Origin of the sequence: Mycobacterium heckeshornense (genome assembly GCF_016592155.1) — a bacterium.
Taxonomy (GTDB): domain Bacteria; phylum Actinomycetota; class Actinomycetes; order Mycobacteriales; family Mycobacteriaceae; genus Mycobacterium; species Mycobacterium heckeshornense.
This window is the reverse complement of sequence record NZ_AP024237.1, coordinates 3122210-3146034: the sequence shown is the minus strand read 5'-3', so window position 1 is coordinate 3146034 and position 23825 is coordinate 3122210. Positions and strand designations below refer to the sequence as shown.

General features: G+C 68.2%; 24 protein-coding genes. 13 read left to right on the top strand and 11 right to left on the bottom strand.

What is annotated here, in order from left to right; all coding sequences use genetic code 11:
- Positions 1-151: 151 nt before the first annotated feature.
- Entirely contained in the window at positions 152-1780 is a 1629-nt protein-coding gene (locus MHEC_RS14965; protein ID WP_276000006.1) for a purple acid phosphatase family protein, read from the bottom strand.
- 31 nt (positions 1781-1811) lie between these two features.
- Positions 1812-2339 carry a helix-turn-helix domain-containing protein gene (locus MHEC_RS14960; protein WP_048892230.1) on the bottom strand — a complete coding sequence of 176 codons (528 nt, stop codon included), beginning with the start codon at positions 2337-2339 and terminating at the stop codon, positions 1812-1814.
- 73 nt (positions 2340-2412) lie between these two features.
- Here MHEC_RS14960 and MHEC_RS14955 point away from each other — a divergent pair, with 73 nt between their 5' ends.
- Genes MHEC_RS14955 through MHEC_RS14945 form a run of 3 tightly spaced genes read left to right on the top strand, consistent with a single transcriptional unit; the run spans position 2413 to position 5153 of the window.
- Positions 2413-3198, top strand: coding sequence for an aldolase (locus MHEC_RS14955; RefSeq protein ID WP_048892177.1), 786 nt, complete (start codon positions 2413-2415; stop codon positions 3196-3198).
- Positions 3199-3208: 10 nt separating this feature from the next.
- On the top strand, positions 3209-4090 hold the full coding sequence (locus tag MHEC_RS14950; protein ID WP_048892176.1) for a dihydrodipicolinate synthase family protein: 882 nt from the start codon (positions 3209-3211) through the stop codon (positions 4088-4090).
- Between the two features lie 52 nt (positions 4091-4142).
- Positions 4143-5153, top strand: coding sequence for an Rv2578c family radical SAM protein (locus MHEC_RS14945; RefSeq protein WP_048892175.1), 1011 nt, complete (start codon positions 4143-4145; stop codon positions 5151-5153).
- 13 nt (positions 5154-5166) lie between these two features.
- Here MHEC_RS14945 and ypfJ read toward each other — a convergent pair whose 3' ends face one another.
- The 3 genes from ypfJ to MHEC_RS14930 are packed head-to-tail and all read right to left on the bottom strand — an operon-like array spanning position 5167 to position 7507.
- Positions 5167-6048 (bottom strand): KPN_02809 family neutral zinc metallopeptidase, encoded by an 882-nt coding sequence (ypfJ, locus tag MHEC_RS14940; protein WP_048892174.1) that lies wholly within the window; start codon positions 6046-6048, stop codon positions 5167-5169.
- A complete protein-coding gene (locus MHEC_RS14935; protein ID WP_048892173.1) occupies positions 6045-6608 on the bottom strand; it encodes an SRPBCC family protein in 564 nt (187 codons plus the stop codon). Before MHEC_RS14935 ends, ypfJ begins: the two co-directional genes overlap by 4 nt.
- 11 nt (positions 6609-6619) lie before the next feature.
- Positions 6620-7507, bottom strand: coding sequence for an oxidoreductase (locus MHEC_RS14930; protein ID WP_200902192.1), 888 nt, complete (start codon positions 7505-7507; stop codon positions 6620-6622).
- Positions 7508-7561: 54 nt separating this feature from the next.
- Here MHEC_RS14930 and aspS point away from each other — a divergent pair, with 54 nt between their 5' ends.
- Positions 7562-9355, top strand: a complete 1794-nt coding sequence (aspS, locus tag MHEC_RS14925; RefSeq protein WP_172442158.1) for an aspartate--tRNA ligase — start codon at positions 7562-7564, stop codon at positions 9353-9355.
- Between the two features lie 56 nt (positions 9356-9411).
- Positions 9412-9849, top strand: a complete 438-nt coding sequence (locus tag MHEC_RS14920) for a nitroreductase family deazaflavin-dependent oxidoreductase (protein ID WP_048892172.1) — start codon at positions 9412-9414, stop codon at positions 9847-9849.
- A gap of 63 nt (positions 9850-9912) precedes the next feature.
- On the opposite strand, the gene MHEC_RS14915 is transcribed toward MHEC_RS14920, so the two are convergent.
- Positions 9913-10356 carry a transglycosylase family protein gene (locus tag MHEC_RS14915; RefSeq protein ID WP_053094022.1) on the bottom strand — a complete coding sequence of 148 codons (444 nt, stop codon included), beginning with the start codon at positions 10354-10356 and terminating at the stop codon, positions 9913-9915.
- A gap of 339 nt (positions 10357-10695) precedes the next feature.
- Between MHEC_RS14915 and MHEC_RS14910 the strand changes: the two genes are divergently transcribed.
- The 5 genes from MHEC_RS14910 to MHEC_RS14890 all read left to right on the top strand — a co-directional run bounded on the left by MHEC_RS14910 (position 10696) and on the right by MHEC_RS14890 (position 17983).
- A complete protein-coding gene (locus MHEC_RS14910; protein WP_082169941.1) occupies positions 10696-11973 on the top strand; it encodes a DUF1800 domain-containing protein in 1278 nt (425 codons plus the stop codon).
- 13 nt (positions 11974-11986) lie between these two features.
- Positions 11987-13168: a DUF1501 domain-containing protein gene (locus MHEC_RS14905; RefSeq protein ID WP_048892171.1), complete on the top strand. Its 1182-nt coding sequence runs from the start codon at positions 11987-11989 to the stop codon at positions 13166-13168.
- Between the two features lie 246 nt (positions 13169-13414).
- Entirely contained in the window at positions 13415-16054 is a 2640-nt protein-coding gene (locus MHEC_RS14900; RefSeq protein WP_048892170.1) for a circularly permuted type 2 ATP-grasp protein, read from the top strand.
- Positions 16051-16962: a transglutaminase family protein gene (locus MHEC_RS14895; protein ID WP_372507365.1), complete on the top strand. Its 912-nt coding sequence runs from the start codon at positions 16051-16053 to the stop codon at positions 16960-16962. The genes MHEC_RS14900 and MHEC_RS14895 overlap by 4 nt, the downstream gene beginning before the upstream one ends.
- Complete coding sequence (locus tag MHEC_RS14890) at positions 16955-17983, top strand: zinc-binding metallopeptidase family protein (protein ID WP_048892168.1); 1029 nt, start codon at positions 16955-16957, stop codon at positions 17981-17983. Before MHEC_RS14895 ends, MHEC_RS14890 begins: the two co-directional genes overlap by 8 nt.
- 10 nt (positions 17984-17993) lie before the next feature.
- Here the strand turns inward: MHEC_RS14890 and MHEC_RS14885 are convergent, their stop codons facing one another.
- From MHEC_RS14885 to MHEC_RS14875, 3 genes are read right to left on the bottom strand one after another with little or no spacing between them, the layout of a single operon-like run.
- On the bottom strand, positions 17994-18773 hold the full coding sequence (locus tag MHEC_RS14885) for an SDR family NAD(P)-dependent oxidoreductase (protein WP_048892167.1): 780 nt from the start codon (positions 18771-18773) through the stop codon (positions 17994-17996).
- A complete protein-coding gene (locus tag MHEC_RS14880; protein ID WP_048892166.1) occupies positions 18770-19255 on the bottom strand; it encodes a nuclear transport factor 2 family protein in 486 nt (161 codons plus the stop codon). The genes MHEC_RS14885 and MHEC_RS14880 overlap by 4 nt, the downstream gene beginning before the upstream one ends.
- Positions 19256-19279: 24 nt before the next feature.
- Complete coding sequence (locus MHEC_RS14875; protein WP_048892225.1) at positions 19280-20071, bottom strand: SDR family NAD(P)-dependent oxidoreductase; 792 nt, start codon at positions 20069-20071, stop codon at positions 19280-19282.
- Positions 20072-20181: 110 nt separating this feature from the next.
- Between MHEC_RS14875 and MHEC_RS14870 the strand changes: the two genes are divergently transcribed.
- On the top strand, positions 20182-21525 hold the full coding sequence (locus tag MHEC_RS14870) for a replication-associated recombination protein A (RefSeq protein WP_048892165.1): 1344 nt from the start codon (positions 20182-20184) through the stop codon (positions 21523-21525).
- Positions 21522-21857: a hypothetical protein gene (locus tag MHEC_RS14865; protein WP_048892164.1), complete on the top strand. Its 336-nt coding sequence runs from the start codon at positions 21522-21524 to the stop codon at positions 21855-21857. The genes MHEC_RS14870 and MHEC_RS14865 overlap by 4 nt, the downstream gene beginning before the upstream one ends.
- On the opposite strand, the gene MHEC_RS14860 is transcribed toward MHEC_RS14865, so the two are convergent.
- Both MHEC_RS14860 and MHEC_RS14855 read right to left on the bottom strand, forming a co-directional pair.
- Positions 21854-22474, bottom strand: a complete 621-nt coding sequence (locus MHEC_RS14860) for an antibiotic biosynthesis monooxygenase (RefSeq protein WP_048892163.1) — start codon at positions 22472-22474, stop codon at positions 21854-21856. The genes MHEC_RS14865 and MHEC_RS14860 overlap by 4 nt on opposite strands.
- Positions 22475-22644: 170 nt before the next feature.
- Positions 22645-23265: an antibiotic biosynthesis monooxygenase gene (locus MHEC_RS14855; protein ID WP_048892162.1), complete on the bottom strand. Its 621-nt coding sequence runs from the start codon at positions 23263-23265 to the stop codon at positions 22645-22647.
- Between the two features lie 153 nt (positions 23266-23418).
- Between MHEC_RS14855 and MHEC_RS14850 the strand changes: the two genes are divergently transcribed.
- Positions 23419-23808 carry a secondary thiamine-phosphate synthase enzyme YjbQ gene (locus MHEC_RS14850; protein ID WP_172442157.1) on the top strand — a complete coding sequence of 130 codons (390 nt, stop codon included), beginning with the start codon at positions 23419-23421 and terminating at the stop codon, positions 23806-23808.
- Positions 23809-23825: the final 17 nt, after the last annotated feature.

Sequence of the window (23825 nt, the reverse complement as noted above, 5' to 3'; positions counted from 1 at the left end):
TCGATGGTTCGACCGGCCGTGACCTAGTCCTGTCTGCCAACCACTTCCACGACGACGTCGACATCGCGTCGAAGATGTGGGAGCGGTGTTGCTCTTAACGACGCATGGCGCTTCTCGAGAAGCGCGGGATGCAGGCGAAGGTGAAAACCAATCAACCGCCGCGCGGCCGGGTCAGGGTGAACTGGTCGACGACGACCAGCGCACCGGCGGGTCCGGCCACCGCGTAATGGGTGGCCTTGATCGAGGTATTGCCGCCCGGCGCACCGGGGTCGACCTCGAAGGCGGCAAAGCCATACGGATTGTCCCGGTCGCGAAACGCCGACCACGGCGCGTCCTCGGTCAGGTAACTCGGCGCCTTGCGGCCGATCGCGGGGTCGAACCCGCCGACACCGGTCAGTACCCGGCACCGCGGCTGGTCGAAGAACAGGCTGTTCGACGGCGCCGACGTGCCGCCCCCACCGATGACGACGTGCACGGTTCCCCGGGTGGTGTCGATGACGTCGGTGCGGGTATCGACGGGTATGGGTGTCCTGGTATCGCCGCCCAGCACGCCGCGGACGGGGTGTGAGCGTTCGTAGTGGTGTTCATGTCCGCAGACCACCAAATCGACCTGGTAGCGGTCGAACAGCGGCAGCCATTCCTGGCGGATGCCCAGGTCGGCCCCGTTGGTGCGGTCGGTGGTCGAGATCGCGGTCTGATGCATGCACACCACGATCCAGTCGATCCCGGGGTCGCGCCGCGCATTGCCCAGTTCGGCTTCAAGCCAACGTTTTTGCGCACCCCCCGAGTAGCCGTGGACATAGAAGTTGCCGCCGTCCTGGAAGCAGACGTCGTCGTTGTTGAGGCTGATCACCCGCACCGGGCCGGCGGTGAACGAGTACCACAGGCCGCGAAATTGCGGGTCCGATCCCGAATCGGGCAGCGCGAAGTACGTTTGGTAGGCCGCGTAGCCGACCGGCCCGTTGCCGAGTTCGTTTTCGTGGTTGCCCGCCGCCGGCATCCACGGTCGATGGCGTGCCGAGCGGGTGTTGTTGTCGAACCAGTCCGACCAGGTGCGGACCCGGTCGCGAGCCAGGTTGGCATAGCACAGGTCCCCGTTGACCAGATTGAACAGCGGGCCGATCCGTTCGACAGCGGCGGTGATATCACCGGCGGCCGGTGACCCGAGGTTGTCGCTGGCATACATGGTGCCGACCAGCCTGCCTAGCGTCGGCGTGGCCTGGTCGCCGAAGCTTGTGAAACGCAATGGCTTTCGCCCCAACGGTGCGGTGCGAGCCGTTCCAAGCTCGGGGCTGGCGCCGTCGTGTACGGCGGCGTAGACATAGTCGGTGTCCGGGGTCAGGTTGTCCAGCACCGCGTGATTGACGCGAACCTCGGTGTTGGACTTGGCGTCCCGGTAGGTGCGGGTCTCGGCTGCTACGGTACGGCCGAAGCCGGATCCGGGCTCGCCCACCATGACCCGCGGATTGCGCACGGCGTCGGTGCTATGCCACGACACCACGACTTCGGTGGACGCGTTTTGACCGAATTGCAAATGCAGACCGCGCACCGGCGGTGCACCGGCGCGGTCGGGCCGCTGCCACAGGGCGGGCCCGGGCGGACGAGACCGCGCCAGGACCGCGCCGCCCACCCCGACGCCCGCGCCGACCACCGCCGACGCTGCGCCCGTCGTCAACAATGTCCGGCGGCTGATGCCCGGCTGTCGCGTGGCATTACCGGCGGGCCGCTCTGGGTCTTCGCTCACCCTTGCTTCATACCTGACCGCGGCGACGGCGCACATACCCGCCGGTAAACAGCTGTCGGGTGGCGACTCAGCGTGGCGGTTCGTGGTGCGCCACCACCACGATTTCGGCCGCGGCGGTGCCGACCCCCCGGAAAGTGTGGCTCACCGACGCGTCGAAGTAGGCGCTGTCACCGGCCGTGAGCTCGATGGTTCGGTCCCCGTAGTCCAATTCGACCCTGCCGGCGTGTACGAACACGAACTCTTGACCGGCGTGCGTTGGGTGTGGGTCGTCACTGCACGTTCCGGTCGGCCTAATCACGAAGGGCGACATGGCCTTTCCCAAAACGCCGGGCGCCAGCGCGACATAGCGCTCGGGTGAGTGCTCGCGGTCGCCGGCGCGGTCGACGGTGATCTTCTCGTCGGCGGGCCGGTCGGAGAATAGCTGCGCGACATCGACGTCGAGTGCCCGGGCAACCTTGAGGGCCACCGCGATCGACGGTGTGCTCTGCTGGCGCTCGATCTTCGACAGGTAGCTCTTGGTCAAGCCGGTTCGCCCGGCGAGGCCCTCCAGAGTGAGGCCGCGCTGTCGGCGGACCGCACGCACCAGTGCTGTCATGGTTTGCATGATGACACAAAGTTTCCTATGGTGGCCACAGTGTCATGACCCGGGCGATCCAGGGGAGCCGACGATGGCAACCACGTTCACCGACTCCAAAGCCGAGCTGATGCGCCGCGCTCAGGAGCGCCTGGCCGCCACCGTCGGGGAGTCGGGATTGACTGCCCGCCAGAAGCTGGCACTGACCTGTCGCGCATTGTTCGACGCCGGCCACGATTCGGGTCTGGCCGGGCAGATCACCGCGCGGGCCGAGCAGCCCGGCACCTATTACACCCAGCCGCTGGGGCTGGGATTCGACGAGATCACCGACGCTAATCTGCTGCTCGTCGACGAGGACCTCAACGTGCTCGACGGCGAGGGAATGGCCAATCCCGCCAACCGCTTTCACAGCTGGATCTACCGCGCGCGGCCCGACGTGGCCTGCATCGTGCACACGCACGCGTTCCACTGCGCGGCGCTGTCGATGCTCGAGGTCCCGCTGGTCGTGTCGCAGATGGACACCACGCCGCTCTACGGCGACTGCGCGTTTCTGGCCGATTGGCCGGGCGTTCCGGTGGGCAACGAGGAGGGGGAGATCATCAGTGCGGCCCTCGGTGACAAGAAGGCGGTCCTGCTCGCGCACCACGGTCAGGTGGTTGCCGGTGCCAGCATCGAAGAGGCCTGCTCGCTGGCGATGCTCATCGAACGCGCGGCCAAGCTGCAGCTGGCGGCCATGGCAGCCGGCACGATCAAGGAGCTTCCGGAAAAACTGGCGCGCGAGGCCCATGATTGGACCCTGCGACCCGAGCGCAGCCGGGCGAACTTCGCCTACTATGCGCGACGCACGCTGCTCCGACACCCCGACGTTTTGACCAGCTGAGGAGCCCACAGTGCCCAAAATCCACGGCATCATCGCCTATCCGGTGACCCCGTTCGGCACCGATTCGGGCGCCACCATCGACACCGCGGCGCTGAGCGCACTGGTGGATCGGCTGGTGGGTGCCGGCGTTCACGCGATCGCACCGCTGGGCAGCACCGGTGAGCTGGCCTATCTCGACGAGAACGAGTTCGACACCGTCGTCGACACCACGATCGCCGCCGTCGGCGGCCGGGTGCCGGTCGTCGTCGGTGTGTCAGATCTGACTACTGCCAAGACAATTCGGCGCGCCCAGTACGCCCAGAAAGCCGGCGCTGATGCGGTGATGGTCCTGCCGGTGTCCTACTGGAAGCTCACCGAGCGCGAAATCGTCGAGCACTACCGCAGTGTCGGCGAGGCGATCGGGATTCCGATCATGGCGTACAACAACCCCGCCACCAGCGGGATCGACATGAAGCCCGAGCTGCTGGTCCGGATGTTCGAGACCATTGACAACCTGGCCATGGTCAAGGAGTCCACCGGCGACCTGTCGCGAATGCAGCGCATCGCCGAGCTCAGCGGTGGCCGCCTGCCCTTCTACAACGGCAGCAACCCGCTGGTGCTCGACGCCCTGAAAGCCGGAGCCGCCGGATGGTGCACCGCGGCACCGTGTTTGCGTCCGCAACCGTGCATCGAGTTGTACGACGCGGTGCGCGCAGGCGATATGGCCAAGGCGCACAAGCGATACGAGATGCTCAAGCCGCTGCTGGAGTTCATCGTGGCGGGCGGGCTGGCCACCACGGTCAAGGCGGGATTGGACTTGCTCGGCGCCGGCGTGGGTGATCCGCGGCGGCCGCTGCTGCCGCTCGACGACGAGGGCCGGGCCAGGCTGCAGGAGTTGCTCGCCGGGGTGTGAGCGGTGCCCGTTCGCGCTTGACTTTATCTCGAACAAGAGTTCGAATTAGGACATGCGTTGGGACACGCAGGGCATCGACGTCGACGACGGCGCCCTGCCCGGCCTGGAGCGCATCGGATTCGTCCGCAGCGTGCGCACCCCGCAATTCGATGGCATCACCTTTCACGAAGTGCTGTGCAAGTCCGCGCTCAACAAGGTTCCCGACGCCTCGATGCTGCCCTTTCGATACACCGTCAACGGTTATCGCGGTTGCTCCCATGCCTGCCGGTACTGTTTCGCCCGGCCCACCCATGAATACCTCGATCTGGACTGCGGCAACGACTTCGACACCCAAATCATCGTCAAGACCAACGTCGTCGAGGTGCTGCGCGGGGAGCTGCGTCGTCGATCGTGGCGCCGCGAGAAGGTGGCGCTGGGCACCAACACCGACCCGTACCAGCGTGCCGAGGGCCGCTACGCGTTGATGCCGGGCATCATCGGCGCGCTGGCCGAATCGGGCACCCCGCTGTCGATCCTCACCAAGGGCACGCTGCTGCGCCGCGACCTGCCGCTGATCGCCCGGGCCGCCGCACAGGTGCCGGTCGGTGTCGCGGTGTCACTGGCGGTAATCGATCCCGCGCTGCACCGAGACGTCGAACCTGGCACGCCGACTCCGCAGGCCCGGCTGGGGTTGATCACCGCGGTCCGCGACGCCGGTCTGGACTGCCACGTCATGGTGGCGCCGGTGCTGCCGTATCTGACCGATTCCACCGAACACCTTGAGGCTTTGGTGCGCGAGATCGCCGCCGCCGGTGCGACGGGTGCCACGGTGTTGGGGCTCCATCTGCGGGGGTCGACCCGCGGCTGGTTCATGTCGTGGCTGGCGCGGTCACATCCCGAGCTGGTCGCGCGGTATCGCGAGTTGTACGGGCGCGCAGCTTATCTGCCGCCGTGGTACCGCGACGCACTGCACGGGCGGGTGGCCCCGCTGCTTGCCCGCTACGGTCTGGCCGGGGGGCAGCGGGCGGGCGCGGAAACCCCCGCCGCACCGGCCGCCGCGGCACCGCAGCCGACGCTGTTCTAGCGTTCTACCGGCCCTAGCCCAGGTCGGCGGCGTGGAAGGTGTCGCACTTGTTCGGGTCACCGGTCTGATAGCCGACGGTGAACCAGTGCTGGCGCTGCGCGGACGACCCGTGCGTCCACGACTCCGGGTTGGTGCGCCCGGTCGCCCGGCGCTGGATGCGGTCGTCGCCGACGGCGGCGGCCGCCGAGAGCGCGTCGTGAATGTCCTGGTCGGTAAGCGGCTGCAAGAACGGTACCCCGGTGCTTTCCTGACGGATCGTCGCCGCGTAATGCGCCCACACGCCGGCGTAGCAGTCGGCTTGCAGCTCCGTGCGCACGCCGCTGCCACCGGCGCCCTGGGCGCCCTGCTGGGCGCGTCCCAAGACCCCCGCCAGGTCCTGCACATGGTGGCCGAACTCGTGCGCTACCACATACTCCTGCGCCAACGGCCCACCGCTGGAACCGAATTGGTCCTTGAGCACCTGGAAGAAATCGGTGTCGAAGTAGGCGGTCTGATCGACCGGGCAATAGAACGGCCCGACCTCGCTGGTGGCCGGCCCGCAGCCGGTGTCCACGGCGCCGCTGAACAGCCGCACATGCGGGCGGGTATAGCCGGGAAGCAGCTGCCTGAAGACCGCGTCGACGGAGTTGCCGGTGGCCACCACGCGGCACTGGACGTATTTGTTGGCGTCGGCGCCGGTCCGGCACCTGGCCAAGTCGAAACCGGGGGCGGTGTTCTCACGGGTGTTGACCGGCTGCTGGCTCAAGACGTTGCCGGGATCGACGCCGAGCAGCATCGCCACCACGGCGATCACCAGCCCGCCGAGGCCACCGCCGATCGCGATCATTCGCCCACCGACGCCGCCGGATGTCGACGTGGTGCTGGTGTCGATCTGCATACCCTCGTTGAAGGTCATGGCGCGCTCTCCGTTGCATTTCTCCGCGGCTGGCTGTCGGCGCCGGTGTCTGTCGGAGACGAAACCGGCGCGGCACCAAAGCGGGTGTCGGTGTAGGTGCGCAGGTTGGCCAGGAACCGCCGCAGCATCCGATTCAGCAGTGGCCGGCCGGCGAACATCGCCAGCCGGGCGACGCCGGCGGGCTTTTGCGCCATGGTCCACGTCAACCGGCACCCGCCCGGGATGGCCTCGACGCGATACTCCTCAGCGAACGCCGCGACCGCGGGTGTGGAGCAGTTGTTGAACCGAAAGGCGATGCGGGTGAACGGTTCCCAGGCGAGGAACTCCTCGTCGCCGACGATGCCGCCGCGCATCTCGACGATGCGGGTGGCGCCCACACCGCGCGGCTCGGGACTGGTCCACGTCACCTTGGTGATCACCGTCGCCCACTGCGGCCACGACTGCGGGTCGCCGAGCACCTCGAACAGCTGGCCGGGTGTGATCGCGAGCTCGACGCTGTTGCGGAACCGATACGGTGCGGTCTCGATGAAGCTCAGGTCGACGCGTTCGCAGGGAAACATGGCCCTAGACACTAGCCGGGTCCGTCGCTGGCCGCGGCCAATAGGGGCACCACGACGTCGCTGACCGGCGTGGGCAGTCCGTGTGCCCGTGCCTTGCGGACGATCACGCCGTTGCGGATGTCCCACTCCAGCTTCCGGCGGGCCTGCCGGTCGGCCAGCATCGAGGTGCCCATGTCGACGGGCGCGCGGCGGAAAAGCTCGAGTATCTCCTCGGCGACATCGTCATCCAGGCGCGCCCCTTCGGCCTGCGCGACGGCCAGGCATTCGGCGAGGTAGCGGCGGGACAGGACGGCGACATCGTCGCGGTGAAACATTCCCGATCGCCGCCCGGCCAGCACCATCAGCCCCGCCAGCGCGTTCACCAGCAGCTTGCGCCAGGCCGCGGTGACGAAGTCGGGGTCGCAGTCCACCGGGCAACCGGCGCCGCGCAGCAGCTCCGCGATCATCTCGGCGGCGGGTCCGGACGGCAGCACCAGCCGGGGTTCGCCGCGTAACCACACCCAGCCGTCCGGCTGGGTTTCGGCGCCGAACCAGACGATGCCGGGCAGCACGGCCGACGACGGGCAGTGCGGCTGCACCTGCTCGACGTGTTCAATGCCGTTTTGCAGCACGGCGACAACCGTATGTTCGTCGCACAGCCGGGCAAGCCAGGCGCCGGCGTCATCGTTGTGGGTGGCTTTCACGGCGAGTACGACGACGTCGACGCAGCCGGTGATCTCGTCCGGATCGGTGCGCACCGGCCCGGGCACGATGATCGGGTCCGCACCGTCGGGCCGCACTTCGATCCGGTCGCGCGCGGTGCGCCCGCACAGCAACACCGGATGGCCGGCGGCGTGCAAATACGCCGCGACCGTCGCACCGACGGCACCCGGACCGACAACCGCAATCTGTGTGGCGATGCACAAAAGTTAGCAACCGCGCCGGCCATCTACACTGGGCAGTCGTTTCCGAGCATCGCCGAGGGAGTATTTGTGCTGCGCAGTCACGCCGCCGGTGCATTGCGCGCCGCCGACGCCGGGCAGAAGGTGACATTGGCCGGCTGGGTGGCGCGCCGCCGCGACCACGGCGGGGTGATCTTCATCGACCTGCGCGACGCCTCGGGCATCTCGCAGGTGGTGTTCCGCGCCGCCGACGTCCTGGAGCAGGCGCACCGGCTGCGCGCGGAGTTCTGCGTGGCCGTCGAGGGTGTGGTCGAAATCCGCCCGCAGGGCAACGAGAACCCCGACTTGGCCACCGGTGAGGTCGAGGTCAACGCGACGTCGCTGACGGTGCTGGGCGAGTGCGCGCCGCTACCGTTCCAACTCGACGAGCCCGCCGGTGAGGAGCTGCGGCTCAAATACCGCTACCTCGACCTGCGCCGCGACGGGCCGGGCTCGGCGATTCGGTTGCGCTCCAAGGTAAATGCCGCTGCCCGTGAGGTGCTGGCCCGGCACAACTTCGTCGAGATCGAGACACCGACGCTGACCCGTTCGACTCCGGAGGGCGCCCGCGATTTCCTGGTGCCGGCACGGCTGCAGCCGGGCTCGTTCTACGCGCTGCCGCAAAGCCCGCAGTTGTTCAAGCAGCTGCTGATGGTCGCCGGGATGGAACGCTACTACCAGATCGCCCGCTGTTATCGCGACGAGGATTTCCGCGCCGACCGCCAGCCCGAGTTCACCCAACTCGACATGGAGATGAGCTTCGTCAACGCCGACGACGTGATCGCGGTCGCCGAGGAAATCCTGGCGGCGCTGTGGGCGCTGATCGGCCACCAACTGCCCACCCCTATTCCGCGGATCAGCTACGCAGAAGCCATGCGCCGCTTCGGCACCGACAAGCCTGATATGCGGTTCGGGCTGGAGCTGGTGGAGTGCACAGAGTTCTTCGCCGACACGCCTTTTCGGGTGTTTCAGGCGCCGTATGTCGGCGCGGTGGTGATGCCGGGCGGGGCCTCGCAACCCCGCCGCACGCTCGACGGGTGGCAGGACTGGGCCAAACAGCGCGGCCACAGGGGACTGGCCTACGTGCTGGTGGGAGACGACGGCACACTGAGCGGCCCGGTGGCCAAGAACCTCTCGGACGCCGAGCGCGCCGGGCTGGCCGCCCACGTCGGGGCGAAACCCGGGGACTGCGTGTTCTTTTCGGCAGGCCCGGCGAAGTCGTCTCGGGCATTGCTCGGCGCTGCCCGCGTCGAAATCGCCAAGCGGCTGGGCCTGATCGACCCGGCCGCGTGGGCGTTCGTCTGGGTGGTCGACCCGCCGCTGTTCGAACCGGCCGACGAGGCCACCGCCGCCGGCGAGGTGACTGTGGGCACCGGTGCATGGACGGCGGTGCATCATGCATTCACGGCGCCCAAACCCGAATGGGAGGACCGCATCGAATCCGACCCCGGGGCGGTGCTGGCCGACGCATACGACATCGTCTGCAACGGACATGAAATCGGTGGAGGCTCGATCCGTATCCACCGCCGCGACATTCAAGAGCGGGTTTTCGCGGTGATGGGCCTCGACAAGGCGCAGGCAGAAGAGAAGTTCGGATTCTTGCTGGAGGCGTTCATGTTCGGCGCGCCGCCGCACGGCGGCATCGCGTTCGGGTGGGACCGGATCACCGCGCTGCTGGCCGGGATGGATTCGATCCGCGAGGTCATCGCGTTCCCCAAGACCGGCGGCGGGGTCGACCCGCTCACCGAGGCGCCCGCGCCGATCACCGCGCGGCAACGCAAGGAATCCGGCATCGACGTCGTCGGTGAACATCGAGATCGACGGTAGGCGGAGCGGGTTGCACCAGCCCGGAATAGAACCCGGGCCGAGCGGGTTGTCCGGGCATGACCCGACCAATGCCCGATGCCGAAACGATCAAAGCGTTCAACAAGTCCATCATCGAGGAGTTCCGCCACAACAACGGCAGGGTAGGCGGCCAGTTCGCCGGCGCCGACCTGCTGTTGCTCACCACAACCGGCGCCAAGTCCGGCCAGCCGCGTTTGACGCCGCTGGCCTATCTGCGCATCGACGGCAAGCTGATCATCGTCGGCTCGTTCGCCGGGGCGGACGTGCATCCCGCCTGGGTGCACAACCTGCGGGCCGATCCGCAGGCGCATGTCGAAATCGGCTCGGAATCGTTCGCTGTGATCGCCCGCGAACTTCCGCGAGTTGAACGGGATGCGATTTTCCCCAAAGTTGCCGCTGCCGCACCGGGTTTCGCCGACTATCAGGCCAAAACCAGCCGGGTGATCCCGCTTTTCGAATTGCAGCCGGTGAATTAGCCGCTGCCGATCACGGGCCGATCACATCGGCCATGCGCGGTCACCCTTGTGCGGTCGAGTAATCTAATGCGGAATCGCTTTGGACCACAGCTTTTTCAAGGTGGTCTGTACCGGATGGCCGGATCGCAGGATGTTGACCACCTCCGCTGGGAAAAGGGCTTGGCTTGAGCCGCATTTGGGCCACGCCTCGGGTCCTTGTGTGGCCAGGACCCGTTCGGCCACCGCGATCTGCTGCTCCCGGGTGGCATCGGCCGGTGAGCCGACGCCGCCATTGGCGTCCCACGTCGACTGCTTGAATTGCAGGCCACCGTATCGCCCGTTGCCGGTGTCGGCGTGCCAGTCACTGCCTGACTCGCACTCGGCGACGGCGTCCCAGTTGACGCTGTCGGCGTAGGCCACGCCCGTGGCGGGATCGGTGAACACCGCGATCACGACGACGATGAACGCGGCCTTGGTGAAGGCCCTGAGCGGGCTTTCCGCTTCGGGTGCCGCGCTGAGATTCGCCATTAAACACGTGTAGCAAAGTGCCGTGAAAATTGTCAATAACTGTGTCGTGATTTGTTTAGCGGTAGCTTTGATTTCCTGGTGTTTTGAGTAAATGAAAGTCAGATATGTGTTTGCTGAGATAGAAGCTACTAGATTGGTAATTGATAACTAAAGAGATAATAGTTACTGGTGGTGTATTTGTTGCTGGTGTTGTCGAGGTGTGACGTCGTCCCGATCGGGCCCCGCACTGTGCTGGGCACACCGCCGCGGCACCCGTCGGGCGGATCGCAGCGAATTCTCAGCTACATCGCCGATAGTGAACCCGTGGCTCAGTCCGAGCGGTGGATCAGCACGGCGCGCATGCTGCGGCGGGCCGGATTCGGCGTGAGCGGGCCTGAAGTCGACGTCGTGGCCGCACGGGACTGGTCGGCCTATGTGGATGAGGCGCTGGGCGCAGACCCCAACGCCGACCCCGGTGCGGTCGCGACCCCGATACCGACGTTGCCTGCTCCCGTCCGACCGGGGAAGGCGGCGGCGCCAGGCGAACGAAAGCAGTACAACCGCCGACTGTCCGAGCAGATGTCGCAGTTGTCGGGTTGGTGGCTGCGCCGCATGGCGGCCGTCCGGCAGCCGGTCCACGAAAAACTGACCCTGTTGTGGCACAACCACTTTGCCACGTCGGCGCAGAAAGTCCGGGTGGCAGGTTTTATGGCGGCGCAGAACGAGAAGCTGCGCAGCCTGGCGCTCGGTGATTTCCGGACCTTGGCCTACGCGATGCTGACCGACGCGGCGATGCTGCGCTGGCTGGACGGACAGACCAACACCGCCGGGGCCGCCAACGAAAACCTGGCCCGCGAATTCATGGAGTTGTTCGCGCTCGGCCGCGGCAACGGCTACACCGAGGCCGACGTGCGGGCCGGCGCCCGCGCCCTGACCGGCTGGGTGATCGGCAGGAACGGACATACCGCGATGGTTCGTCGCCGCCACGACGGCACCGCCAAGACACTGTTCGGAGTCACCGACGATTTCGACGCCGCGGGGTTCTGCGACGCCGTCCTGGCGCAACCCAAGTCGTCGGCGTACGTCGCCGGACGGCTCTGGCGGCAGTTGGCCTCCGATGATCCCCCGTCGGCGCCGACGCTGGACAGGCTGGTCGGCGCGTACGGCCCCGGCCGTGATCTGCGGGCCCTGACCCGCGCGATCCTCACCGACGACGAATTCGCCGGCAACCGCGGAACCCTCGTCAACACGCCGGTCGAGTGGTTGCTGGGAGTGACCCGCACGCTGCGGGTTGCTCTGGACCAACCGAAACGGCTGGCGGCGCTCGACGCGACGCTGAAAGCGCTGGGGCAGCGGCCTTTTTACCCGCCCGACGTGGGCGGCTGGCCGCGTGGGCGGGTGTGGCTGTCGACGGCCAGCGCCGGGCTGCGGTTGCGCACCGCGACCAACCTGGCGCGTGCGGGCGACCTGTCGACCATCGAAAACTCCTCTGCGAGTGAGCGTGTCGACGCCGTGGGCTATCTCATCGGTGTCGGCGCATGGTCGGACAGGACCGCTGCCGCGCTCAGGCCGCTGGTGCGCAATCCGGTGCAACTGGTCGCCGCCGCGGTCAACACGCCCGAATACCTGACGTCCTAGCGAGATTGCCGATATGTTGAGTCGTCGCAAGTTCTTGATCGCCAGCGCCGGAGTCGGTGCGGCCGGCCTGCTGTCCGGCACCGCCGCGATCACCTGGAACGACTTGCTGCGCGCCGCACAGGACCGGCCGCTGGCCGAGGGCAGCGGGATCCTGGTGATCGTGACGCTCTACGGCGGAAACGACGGCATCAATACCGTCGTCCCTTACGCGGACAGCGCCTATCACGATGCTCGCCCCGAACTCGCCTATGCGCCAAGCGATGTGCTGCACCTGGACGAGCAGCTGGGCCTCAACCCCGCGTTGAAGGGGTTGGCTCAAGCCTGGCGCGACAAGAAGTTGGCCATCGTGCGCGGGGTGAGCTATCCCCGGCCGGACCACAGCCACTTCCGGTCGATGGACATCTGGCAGACCGCTTCGCCCACCGAACCGGTGTCGACCGGGTGGATCGGGCGCTGGCTGGACGTCACCGGCGACGACCCGCTGCGCGCGGTCAACATCGGGCCGGTGTTGCCGCCGCTGGCGGTCGGCGAAAAGTGCACGGCCGCTGCGCTTTCCCCGGCCGCTTCGACGGAATCAGCGATTTGGTTCACGCAGACGATGGATGCGCTAGGCGCCGACGATCCGGACGACACACCCGCGATGTCGGCGGTGTGCGCCGCTTACCGCGCCGCTCGTAGCGCCGATGCGACGTTGGGCAAGATGGCGGCCGCCGGTACGGAAGGGCTGGCCGGCCAGCTCGCGATGGTGGCGGCCGCGGTGCGGGCCGGGGTGCCGACGCGGGTATACATGGTTGCGCTGGGCGGTTTCGACACCCACGCCGGGGAACGCGAAACCCATCAGCGCCTGCTGCAGACCTTCGACGAAGCGCTGACCCCCTTCCTTGCCGACATGGCCGCTGACCGGTACGGCAAGAACGTCGTGGTGGTCGCGTACTCGGAATTCGGCCGCCGCGTGGCCGCCAACGCGTCGCAGGGGACCGATCACGGCACCGCGGGGCCGGTGTTCGTGGCCGGAGCCCCGGTCACGGGCGGTTTCTACGGCGAGGAGCCGAGCCTGACCGACCTCGATAACGGTGACCTGAAAGCCACCACCGATTTTCGCGACGTCTACTACGAGTTGTTGTCCACGACGCTGCGCAGCGATCCCACACCGTCGGTAGGGTCCGGCCGCAGGCCGCTGGGTTTTCTGCGATGATCGCATCGCTTTCTCGACCGTGCGGTTGGTCATTGCGGCGATGGGTTGCCGCCGAAGTGCTGTCGCGCCGAGCACGCGACGGTGGGTTCGTGCATGCCGCGCACCACCGTGGTGCCGATTCGGGCGCTTCGCCGGCGGGGCCGGCCATGCCGCTGCCTGATCGGCGGGGTCAACGTCGGTGAATACCCATAATGGCTGTGGGTGCGCCGGACAGCAGCGCGGGCCGAGAGGGCAGGAGGTGCGGCGGTGTCGTTGCCGCGAGAAGCGTCGCCCGATGCCAGGCCGACGTCACCCGACCGTGACCGGTTGGTGGCCGGCTACCGCGCGGCGCGCACCCAGGACGCCCTGTTCGACCTGCGCGCAGACCGGTCGGCGTTCGGGGCGACCGGGTACGACGAGTTCGTCGACCCCACCGGCGACATCCGCGCCGGCTGGTCGGAGCTCGCCGAGGTCGTTCGGATGCGGGGACGCGCCGGTTTGCAGCGGCTGCGTGCGGCGGTCAGCGCCCTGGTCGACCACGACGGCATCACCTACATCGCGATCGACCACCACGACACCGCCGGGTCTGGCTCCGCCGCGCCCCAGCCCTGGCGCCTGGATGGCCTGCCGCTGCTGATCTCGCCCGACGACTGGGCCACGCTGGAAGCCGGTGTGGTCCAACGCAGTCGGCTGCTCGACGCGATCCTGGTCGACCTGTACGGGCCGCAGCGGGCCATCACCAGCGGGGTACTGCCGCCGCAGCTGCTGTTCGCGCATCCCGGTTACGTGCGGGCCGCGCGGGGAATCGAAATACCCGGCCGCCACCAGCTGTTCCTGCACGGCTGCGACGTCAGCCGGGACCGATCCGGGGATTTTCTCGTCAACGCCGACTGGACGCAGGCACCGTCGGGCGCCGGCTACGCGCTGGCCGACCGTCGAGTCATCGCGCACGCCGCACCCGACCTCTACGAGCGGTTCGGCCCGCGTCCGACCGCACCGTTCGCCCAGGCACTGCGGCTGGCGCTGATCGAGGCCGCGCCCGAGACCGCCGAGGACCCGGTCGTGGTCGTGCTCAGCCCGGGCATCCACTCCGAGACCGCATTCGACCAGGCCTACCTGGCCTCGGTGCTGGGCTTTCCGCTGGTGGAAAGCGCCGACCTGGTGGTCCGGGACGGCACGCTGTGGATGCGGTCGCTGGGCACGCTCAAACGCGTCGACGTGGTGTTGCGCCGGGTCGACGCCGACTACGCCGATCCGCTGGATCTGCGTTCGGACTCTCGGCTGGGGGTGGTCGGCCTGGTCGAGGTGCAGCGGCGCGGCGCGGTGACGGTGGTCAACACGCTGGGCAGCGGCGTCCTGGAAAGTCCCGGGCTGCTGCGGTTTGTGCCCGAGCTGGCCGAGCAGCTGCTCGGCGAAACCCCGCAGCTGCAGACCGCGCCGCTGTATTGGGGTGGTATCGACGCCGAGCGCTCGCACCTGCTGGCCAACCTGTCGTCGCTGCTGATCAAGCCGGCTACCGGCGGGCGGCCTATCGTCGGGCCCGCGCTGTCGTCGCAGCAGCGCGACACGCTGGCCGCGCGCATCGAAGCGACACCGTGGCAGTGGGTCGGGCAGGAGCTGCCGCAGTTCTCTTCGGCGCCCACCGATCAGATGGCGGCAGCCAGCGTCGGGCTGCGGCTTTTCACCGTGTCCCAGCGTGGCGGCTACGCGCCGATGGTGGGCGGTCTGGGCTACGTGCTGGCCCCCGGCAACGACGCATATCTATTGAAAACTGTTGCTGCCAAAGATGTCTGGGTGCGGCCGCCGGTGCGGGCGCAGGCGGAGCTGACGGTGACCGCGCCGCCGCCTGAGCGGCCCACGCCGACGCCGGCCGGCACCCGCGGCATCAGCTCACCGCGGGTGCTGTCCGACCTGTTCTGGCTGGGCCGCTACGGCGAACGCGCCGAAAGCATGGCCCGGCTGCTGAGCATCACCCGCGACCGCTACCACGACTACCGCTCCCAGCCCGACGCCGAAGGGCGCGAATGCGTGTCGGTGCTGCTGGCCGCGCTGCAGCAGATCACCGGGGCCGCCGGTGCCGACGTCGCGGGCGTGGACACCACACCGCGCACACTGTGGTCGCTGACCGTCGACCGGCAACGCTCCGGATCGCTGGCCCAGTCGGTCGAACGGCTCGGGCTGTCCGCGCGGGCGGTGCGCGACCAGATGTCCAACGACACGTGGATGGTGCTCGGCGGGGTGGAACGCGCACTGGCCCAGCTGGCCGCCCAGCGCCCCAACGGCGAACCCGAAGACGACACCGCGCTGGCCTCCACGCACGCCCTGACCCTGGCGGGGATGCTGGCTCTGTCGGGGGTGGCCGCCGAGTCGATGGTGCGCGACGTCGACTGGACCATGACCGACATCGGCAAACGGATCGAGCGCGGCCTGTTTCTCACCGCGCTGCTGCGCGCCACGCTGGGCAGTGCGCGCAGCGGCGCCGCCGAACAGCTGATCGTCGAGTCGGTGTTGGTGGCCTGCGAGTCGTCGGTGATCTATCTTCGGCGCAACCTGGGCGCCGTTAGTGTGGCCGCTGTGGCCGATCTGGTGCTGGTCGAGGCGGAAAACCCGCGGTCGCTGGTGTACCAGCTGGAGCGGCTGCGGGCGAACCTGAAAGCATTGCCCGGGGCGTCGGGCTCGTCGCGGGCTGAGCGGCTGGTCGAAGAGCTCGGCACCCGGCTGCGCCGCCTGGACCCGGCCGACCTGGAGGACGTCAACGCCGCGGGAGAGCGCATCCAGCTGACCGACTTGCTCGACGCTGTGCACAGCGGGCTGCGCGACCTGTCCGGCATCATCACCGCCACCCAGCTCTCGCTGCCCGGGGCGATGCACCCGTTGTCTTGGCCTGTCCGCCGGATGGTGCCGTGACGTCTCCTCAGGGCCCACGCCGCTACCGCGTCACTCACCGCACCGAATACCGCTACTCCGACGTGGTCACCAGCTCCTATGGGCGCGGTTTTCTCACCCCCCGCGATCTGCCCGGGCAGCGTTGCCTGTCCCACGGATTGCGGATCGAGCCGCCACCGGCCGACAGTTCCCTCAGCCCTGACGTCTACGGCAACATCAGCTCCTATTTCCACGTCACCGAGGCGCACCGGATCCTGACCGTCACCAGCGACTCGGTCGTCGAAGTCGATCCGCCGCCTGCCGAGCTGTACCGCAGCGGACCGGCGCGGGCCCCGTGGGAGGACGCCCGCCCCGCGGGGCCCGGCGGCGCACTGGCCATCGAGTTCACCCTCGACCTGGATCCGCCGGAGATCACCGACGAGGTACGCGACTATGCCGCCTCGAGCTTCGCTCCGCGGCGCCCGCTGATCGACGTGCTGGGCGACCTGGCGTCGCGCATCCAGGCCGACTTCACCTACCGCTCCGGCTCGACGACGGTGTCCACCGGGGTCCACGAGATGCTGGTGGCGCGCGAGGGGGTCTGCCAGGACTTCACCCGGCTGGCGATCGCTTGTCTGCGGGCCAACGGGCTGGCCGCGCGCTATGTGTCGGGTTATCTGGCCACCGACCCGCCGCCGGGCAAGGAGCGAATGGTCGGTATCGACGCCACCCACGCCTGGGTGGAAGTGTGGACACCGGAAAACCGTTGGCTGGGAATGGATCCCACCAACAACCAGCTGGTCGACGAACGTTACATCGTGGTCGGCCAGGGTCGCGACTATGCCGATGTGCCGCCGCTCCGCGGCATCATTTACACCAACTCCGAAAACAGCGAGATCGACGTCGCCGTCGACGTGGTGCCCTGCGCCGGGGGGCTGTTGCATGCGTGACTTCGTGTGCCCCATCTGTGGTCAGCGCTTGACGTTCGAGAACTCGGTGTGTTTGTCGTGCGGTTCCGCGCTGGGTTTTTCGCTCACCGACATGGCGTTGCTGGTGATCACCGACGGCTCCCAGCGCGGTCACGCTGGCACCGTGAGCGCAACCGAATACCAGCTGTGCGCCAATATGCATCTGGCGGAATGCAATTGGTTGGTGCCCATCAAGGCGGGTGGGCTTTGTGCGTCCTGCGAGCTGACCCGTTGTCGGCCCAACGACTCCGACACCAAGGCGCTGGCCGCCTTTGCGCGCGCCGAGCGGGCCAAACGACGGCTGATTGCCGAGCTCTACGAGCTGAAGCTGCCGATCATCGGACGCGACCGCGACCCCGACCACGGGCTGGCGTTCGACCTGCTCTCCAGCGAACACCAGCAGGTGCTGACCGGACACCACAACGGCGTCATCACCCTGGATTTGGCCGAGGGTGACGACGTGCACCGCGAGCAGCTGCGCGTCGAGATGGGCGAGCCTTACCGCACCCTGCTCGGGCACTTCCGCCACGAGATCGGCCACTACTACTTCTACCGGCTGATCGACCCGTCACCGGATTACCTGGCCCGGTTTCGCGAGCTGTTCGGCGACCCCGACACCGACTACCAGGCCGCGCTGGAGCGGCATTACCGCGAGGGCGCGCCCGGCGGCTGGGAGGAGCGGTTCGTGTCGTCGTATGCCACCATGCACCCCAGCGAGGATTGGGCCGAAACCTTCGCCCACTATTTGCACATTCGCGACGCCCTCGACACCTCGGCGTCCTGCGGGCTTGCCCCGGCGGCAGCCACGTTCGAGCGTCCGCCCTTGGGGCCCAGCGCTTTCCGGAAAATCATCGAAATGTGGCTGCCGCTGTCGTGGTCGCTGAACATGGTCAACCGCTCGATGGGACGCGACGACCTCTACCCGTTCGTGCTGCCGGCCGCGGTGCTGGACAAGATGGGTTTCATCCACACCGTCATCGACGAGGTGACCCGCGCCGGGTGACCGACCGGCGTTAGTCCGCGTCGAGGTCGGGCGCCCACGCGACGCCGTTGATGTGGCTGCCGCCGTCGACGAACAAAGTGTTTCCGGTCAGGTATCGGCAGCCTTCGCTGGCCAGAAACACCGCGACCGGCGCGATGTCGTCGTACGGGTCGCCGAGCCGGCCCATCGGGTTGGCCGCATCGGCCATCGCCTCCAGCTGCGGGTATTGCCCGATGGCCTGAAAGAACGCTTGGCTCTTCGCCGCCGGGCAGATCGCGTTGACGGTGACGCCGGTGGGTGCCCATTCGCGTGCGGCGGTGCGGGTCAGCGCGCGAAGCGCTTCCTTGGCGGCGTTGTATTCCAGTGTTCCCATGTGGGCGTTGACGCCGTTGAGGCTGCACATGTTGATCACGCGGCCCCAGCCCCGCGCCTTCATGTGGGGAAACGCGGCTCGCATCGCCCAGTATGGGCCGTAGTAGCCCACCGCGATGCCGTGCGCCAGTTGCTCGTCGGTCTTGTTCTCGACTCGGCCGATCTTGCCGCCACCCCAGGCGTTGTTGACGACAATGTCGATCGACCCGTATTCAAAAAGCGCTGTCTGCACGGCGTTTTCGACGTCGGAGCGGTTGGCGACATCGGTACCGACGAACACCCCGCCGATGTCGCGTGCGACGGCTTGGCCTGCGGCCGCGTCGATTTCGGCTACCACGACGCGGGCGCCTTCTGCGGCGAAGCGGCGGGCGATGCCTTCCCCGATGCCGGCCCCCGCTCCGGTTACCACGGCGGCCTTGCCTGCCAGCGTCCCGCTCACCGCGGACTCCCGGCCACGCCGGCGGCGAGCAGCTCCCGCGCCTGCGCGCGCCCGTCCAACGGCCGGGTCACGCGGGCGGTGATCTGCCAGCGGTGATCGATGCGTCGCAACTCAAAGTGGTTGGCACCGGCCCGCCACACCGTGTATCCGTCGTCGCGGTGCACCACCAGCAGCGATTCGCACACCGCGACGGCCTTGTCGCCGGCAACGCTGACCACGGCCGGGCCCAGAAAGTGCGCGGCGCCCCGGCCGATCAAACCCTGATGCGCATCGGAGGCAACCATCGCCGCAACGTCGTCGCGGTTGTTCATCACCCAGCCTTCGACATCGTAAACGCCGTCGGCAGCCCACAATCGGGCCGCCGCCGCGGATTGACCCGCGTCGACCAACGGACCGTAGGACGCGATCATTCGCTCGATCGCGCGTTCGTCTTCGATTGTCTGCAAGCGTCGCTCGAGTTCGGTAAGGCGATCGTCGGTCATCGTGACTCCTACTCGGTCAGCGTCTTAATCGGCTCCCAGCAGCTGCTGCATCACCCGGTGGGTGCTAAGCACGACGTTCGCCCGGTCCGGGTGGTTGCGGCGCGCCGCGTCCTCGGCGTTACCGCCGGCGACATACACCGGGCCGTGTGGCAACTGCTCGAGGCCTTCACGGGCGACGTCGCCGGGGTCGGCGACCCGCAGTCCGGGCACGTCGAAGTTCAGCCCGGCCCGCTGCATCGCCGGTGTGCGGGTGACGCCTAGTACCAGTTCGAGCACGTGCACGTTGTGGTCGCGCAGTTCGAGCCACAGGCTTTCGGCGAAGATGCGACCGAACGCCTTCACCCCGCCGTACACGCTGTGCCGCATCGACCCGAGGTATCCGGCCATCGAGCCGACGAGCAGAATGCCGCCGCGCCGCCGCGTTCGCATCGGGCGGCCGTAATGCGCGACCAGCGCCAGCATCGCGGTGATGTTGAGGTCGATGACCCGCTGGAAATCGGCCAGGTCGCCGTCGAGGAACTGCTCACTGCAGGTGTTGGCCCCGGCGTTGTAAATCAGCAATCCGACTTCGAGATCGCCTGTCGCCGTGATGATTTCGCTGACCGCACCGGGCTGCACCAGATCCAGTGCGAGCGTGCGCACCCGCACGCCGCGCCCGCGGCAGTCGTTCGCGGTGGTCTCCAGCGGGCCCGGTTTGCGCGCCACCAGCACCAGGTTCAGCCCAGCGGCGGCGAGCTGCCGAGCGAATTCGGCGCCGACGCCTTCTGATCCGCCGGCGATCACCGCCCACGGACCGTACCCGGCAAGGTTGGTCACCCGTTGATCATCACCCGCCGCCGCGGACCGCTGATGCCCGGTTCCGTTCATCGGGAGCCGGCGCGCAAAAGCCCAGCCCCGGCGACGCCGCCGGTGGTTAACCTGAGACGGTGTCCGACGGTCTCTTCGACCTGCCCGGTACGCCCAGCCTGAGCGACCGCGACCCCGCGGTTTGGGCCGCGGCTCCGCTGGCGGTACGGATGCGCCCGGCCACCATCGACGAGCTGGTCGGGCAGGACCATCTGCTGCAACCCGGGTCGCCGCTGCGCCGCCTGATCGAGGGCTCCGGGGTCGCGTCGGTCATCCTCTACGGGCCACCGGGCAGCGGCAAAACGACGCTGGCCGCGCTGATCTCCCAGGCGACCGGGCGCCGCTTCGAGGCGCTGTCGGCGCTGTCGGCCGGCGTCAAGGAGGTCCGTGCGGTCATCGACATCGCTCGGAAAGCCGCCGCCCACGGCGAACAGACCGTGCTGTTCATCGACGAGGTGCACCGGTTCTCCAAAACCCAGCAGGACGCGCTGCTGTCGGCGGTGGAGAACCGGGTCGTGCTGCTGGTGGCCGCGACCACGGAGAACCCGTCGTTTTCGGTCGTCGCGCCGCTGCTGTCGCGGTCGCTGATCCTGCAGCTGCGCCCGCTGGCCGCCGACGACGTGCGCGCGGTGGTGCGGCGCGCGATCGACGATCCGCGCGGACTGGCCGGGCGGGTGCCCGTCGACCCCGACGCCGTCGAGTTATTGGTGCGGCTGGCGGCCGGCGACGCGCGCCGCGCGCTGACCGCACTGGAGGTGGCCGCGGAGGCCGCCAACCCGGTCACCGTCGAGGCCGTCGAGAAATCCCTGGACAAAGCCGCAGTCCGCTACGACCGCGACGGCGACCAGCACTACGACGTGATCAGCGCGTTCATCAAGTCGGTGCGCGGCTCCGACGTCGACGCCGCGCTGCACTACTTGGCGCGGATGCTGATCGCCGGCGAAGATCCGCGGTTCATCGCCCGCCGGCTGATGATCCTGGCCAGCGAGGACATCGGGATGGCCGATCCCACCGCCCTGCAGACCGCGGTGGCCGCCGCGCACACCGTGCAGCTGATCGGCATGCCAGAGGCCCAGCTGACGCTGGCGCACGCCACCGTGCACCTAGCCACCGCGCCCAAGTCCAACGCGGTGACCACCGCGCTGGGCGCCGCGCTGGCCGATGTTCACGCCGGCAAGGCCGGGCTGGTGCCGGCCCACCTGCGCGACGGCCACTATTCGGGCGCGGCGGCGCTGGGCAACGCGGTCGGGTATCGCTACTCCCACGACGACCCCGGTGGTGTTGTCGCGCAACAGTATCCGCCCGACGAACTGGTCGGCGTGGACTATTACCACCCCACCGGGCACGGTAAGGAACGCGAAATCGGCGGCCGGCTGCAGCGGCTGCGGGCAATCATCCGCGGGCAAGGGGAAGGGCGGTCATGAAGACGTTCACCGACGACGAGATGAACGAACTGCTGCCGACCGCCAAGCCGTACAGCGTCGTCATCCTTAAGCGGGGCCCAAACTTTGGCGGTGACGACACTCCGGCGATCATCTGGGAGCATGGCCGGCGCAACTTCGGGCTGCGCCACGAGGGCATCATGCCGGTGGTGCTGCCCGTGACCGACGGCTCCGAGCTGTGCGGTGTCGGGGTGTTCGCCGGCACCGTCGAGCAGACCACCGCGGCGATGACCGAAGATCCCGGCGTGCAAGCCGGGGTCTTCACGTTCGAAGTACACCCCTGCCGCGGATTTCCCGGCGACTCTTTGCCTTAGACCAACTCGGGCACCCGCAGGTGGGCGATCGCGAGTTCGAACTCGCCGACGTCGAGCTGGTCGGCGCCCAGGTCACGAAGCCCGTTGGTGCGGATCGAGCGGGCCCGGTCCCGGTTGCGCTGCATGGTGTCCAGGCTGTCAAAGGTCGACGACACCACGGCGCGCCAGGAGGTGCGGTCGAGCATCAGGCTGGCGCTGCAGAACCCCTCGAGCCTTTCGACGTCGGGTAACACCGACTGCCGGTAGAACTCGATGGCGCGATCGAACTGGTCGGGCCGCACCGTGAGCCAGGTCGCTCGCACGCAGGCGCCCGGACCCGAGCGGTGGTCGCGGTGCAATACCGCGATCTCCCATTCATCAACGGTCGGTTTGCCCCCGAAGGCCTGAGCGGCCCGGTCGCGCACCGGCCGCACCCGGTCGGCGCTGGCCCGCATCGCCTCCTGGGTCTCCCATGCGCTGGTCGCGATGCAGCGGCCGGACTCCCGATCGACCAGCAGCGACACCCCGACGCACCCGTCGACTTGTTCCAAAGCGGGCATCACTTCGTCGCGGACATGCGCGATCCCCGCGTCGATCAACGATGGTTGGGCCTCAATCGTCGTAGAGCGCGCGTACACCGTCGACCCCCTCACCCGTCAGGGCGGCGCCCCGGCGGCGCCACCGGTCCACTGCCTACTTTTCACCGGCCGGGTAACCCCCGCAATGGGTTTGCCGGGAATTGGCGCACGAAATCCTGGCCGGCCGACATCCGCTGGCGCGGTTCGGTCGCGCTACGCGTTAGCGTCGGTCAGACCAGCTCAGGCACCCGTAGATGGGCGAGCGCCAGCTCGAACTCGCACTCGTCGAGCTCCTCAACGCCCGCTTCTTTGATCTTGGCCCGCTTCAGCGACATCGACTGCTCCCTGTTGCGCTCCATCGCGTCGCGGCTGTCGAAGGTCGCGCACGATACCGCTCGCCCCGATGCGCGGTTGATCAAAAGGCTGGCGCTGCAGAAACCCTCGAGGTTCTCCAGATCGGGCAGCACGGCCGACTTGTAGTATTCGACGTTTTGATCCATCCGGGCCGGATCGCCCTTTACCCAGGTCACCCGCGCGCATGCACCCTCACGCGAGCGATGGTCGCGGTGCAGGGTCGCGATCTCCCACTCCTCGACCGTGGCGGGGCCTCCGAAGATCTGCGCCGCCCGGTCGCGGATCGGCTGGATCCGCTCGGCGCTCGCGTGCATCGCCTCGTCGCTTTCCCACGCGCTGGTGGCGATACATCTGCCGGACTGCCGGTCGACCAACAGTGACACCCCGACGCATCCGTCGATGGCCTGCAGGGCGGGCATCACCTCGTCGCGAATATGCGCAATCCCGGCGTCGACTGACGAGGGTTGCGCCTGGATAGTGGTAGAGCGTGCGTACACGATCCACCCCCTCACCCATCCGGTGGTGGCGCCCCGGTGGCGCCACCGGTGCCCGTCTTACTCTCCTCCCATCGACGAAGCGTGGCAATGGGTTTGCCGGGGATTGGCAGCTGGGTCCGCCCGGCTCGTAGGCTGGGACTCGTGGATACCAGTGTGCTGGAAGTGGACACCGCGCGTCGCCGGATCGTCGATCTCACCGGCGCGGTGCGCTCGTTTTGCGGTGGCCACCGGGATGGCCTATGCAACGTGTTCGTCCCGCACGCGACGGCGGGTGTGGCGATCATCGAAACCGGCTCGGGGTCCGACGACGACCTCGTCGACACCCTGGAGCGGTTGCTGCCCCGGGACGACCGCTACCGGCACGCACACGGATCCCGAGGCCACGGCGCCGACCACGTGCTGCCCGCGATCGTCGCCCCCTCGGTGACGGTGCCGGTGCAGGGCGGCGCGCCGCTGCTGGGCACCTGGCAAAGCGTGGTCCTGGTCGACCTCAACCGGGACAACCCGCGGCGGAAGGTACGGCTGAGCTTTGTCGACGGTTGACGGTTTGCGGCACCGCG

Coding starts and splice junctions, on each gene's coding strand:
- MHEC_RS14890 (WP_048892168.1), top strand. CDS start 16,955: ATGCGTGACTTCGTGTGCCCCATCTGTGGTCAGCGCTTGACGTTCGAG.
- MHEC_RS14905 (WP_048892171.1), top strand. CDS start 11,987: ATGTTGAGTCGTCGCAAGTTCTTGATCGCCAGCGCCGGAGTCGGTGCG.
- MHEC_RS14955 (WP_048892177.1), top strand. CDS start 2,413: ATGGCAACCACGTTCACCGACTCCAAAGCCGAGCTGATGCGCCGCGCT.
- MHEC_RS14965 (WP_276000006.1), bottom strand. CDS start 1,780: ATGTGCGCCGTCGCCGCGGTCAGGTATGAAGCAAGGGTGAGCGAAGAC.
- ypfJ (WP_048892174.1), bottom strand. CDS start 6,048: ATGACCTTCAACGAGGGTATGCAGATCGACACCAGCACCACGTCGACA.
- MHEC_RS14865 (WP_048892164.1), top strand. CDS start 21,522: ATGAAGACGTTCACCGACGACGAGATGAACGAACTGCTGCCGACCGCC.
- MHEC_RS14935 (WP_048892173.1), bottom strand. CDS start 6,608: ATGTTTCCCTGCGAACGCGTCGACCTGAGCTTCATCGAGACCGCACCG.
- MHEC_RS14880 (WP_048892166.1), bottom strand. CDS start 19,255: ATGACCGACGATCGCCTTACCGAACTCGAGCGACGCTTGCAGACAATC.
- MHEC_RS14920 (WP_048892172.1), top strand. CDS start 9,412: ATGACCCGACCAATGCCCGATGCCGAAACGATCAAAGCGTTCAACAAG.
- MHEC_RS14960 (WP_048892230.1), bottom strand. CDS start 2,339: ATGACAGCACTGGTGCGTGCGGTCCGCCGACAGCGCGGCCTCACTCTG.
- MHEC_RS14945 (WP_048892175.1), top strand. CDS start 4,143: ATGCGTTGGGACACGCAGGGCATCGACGTCGACGACGGCGCCCTGCCC.
- MHEC_RS14910 (WP_082169941.1), top strand. CDS start 10,696: ATGCTGCGGCGGGCCGGATTCGGCGTGAGCGGGCCTGAAGTCGACGTC.
- MHEC_RS14915 (WP_053094022.1), bottom strand. CDS start 10,356: ATGGCGAATCTCAGCGCGGCACCCGAAGCGGAAAGCCCGCTCAGGGCC.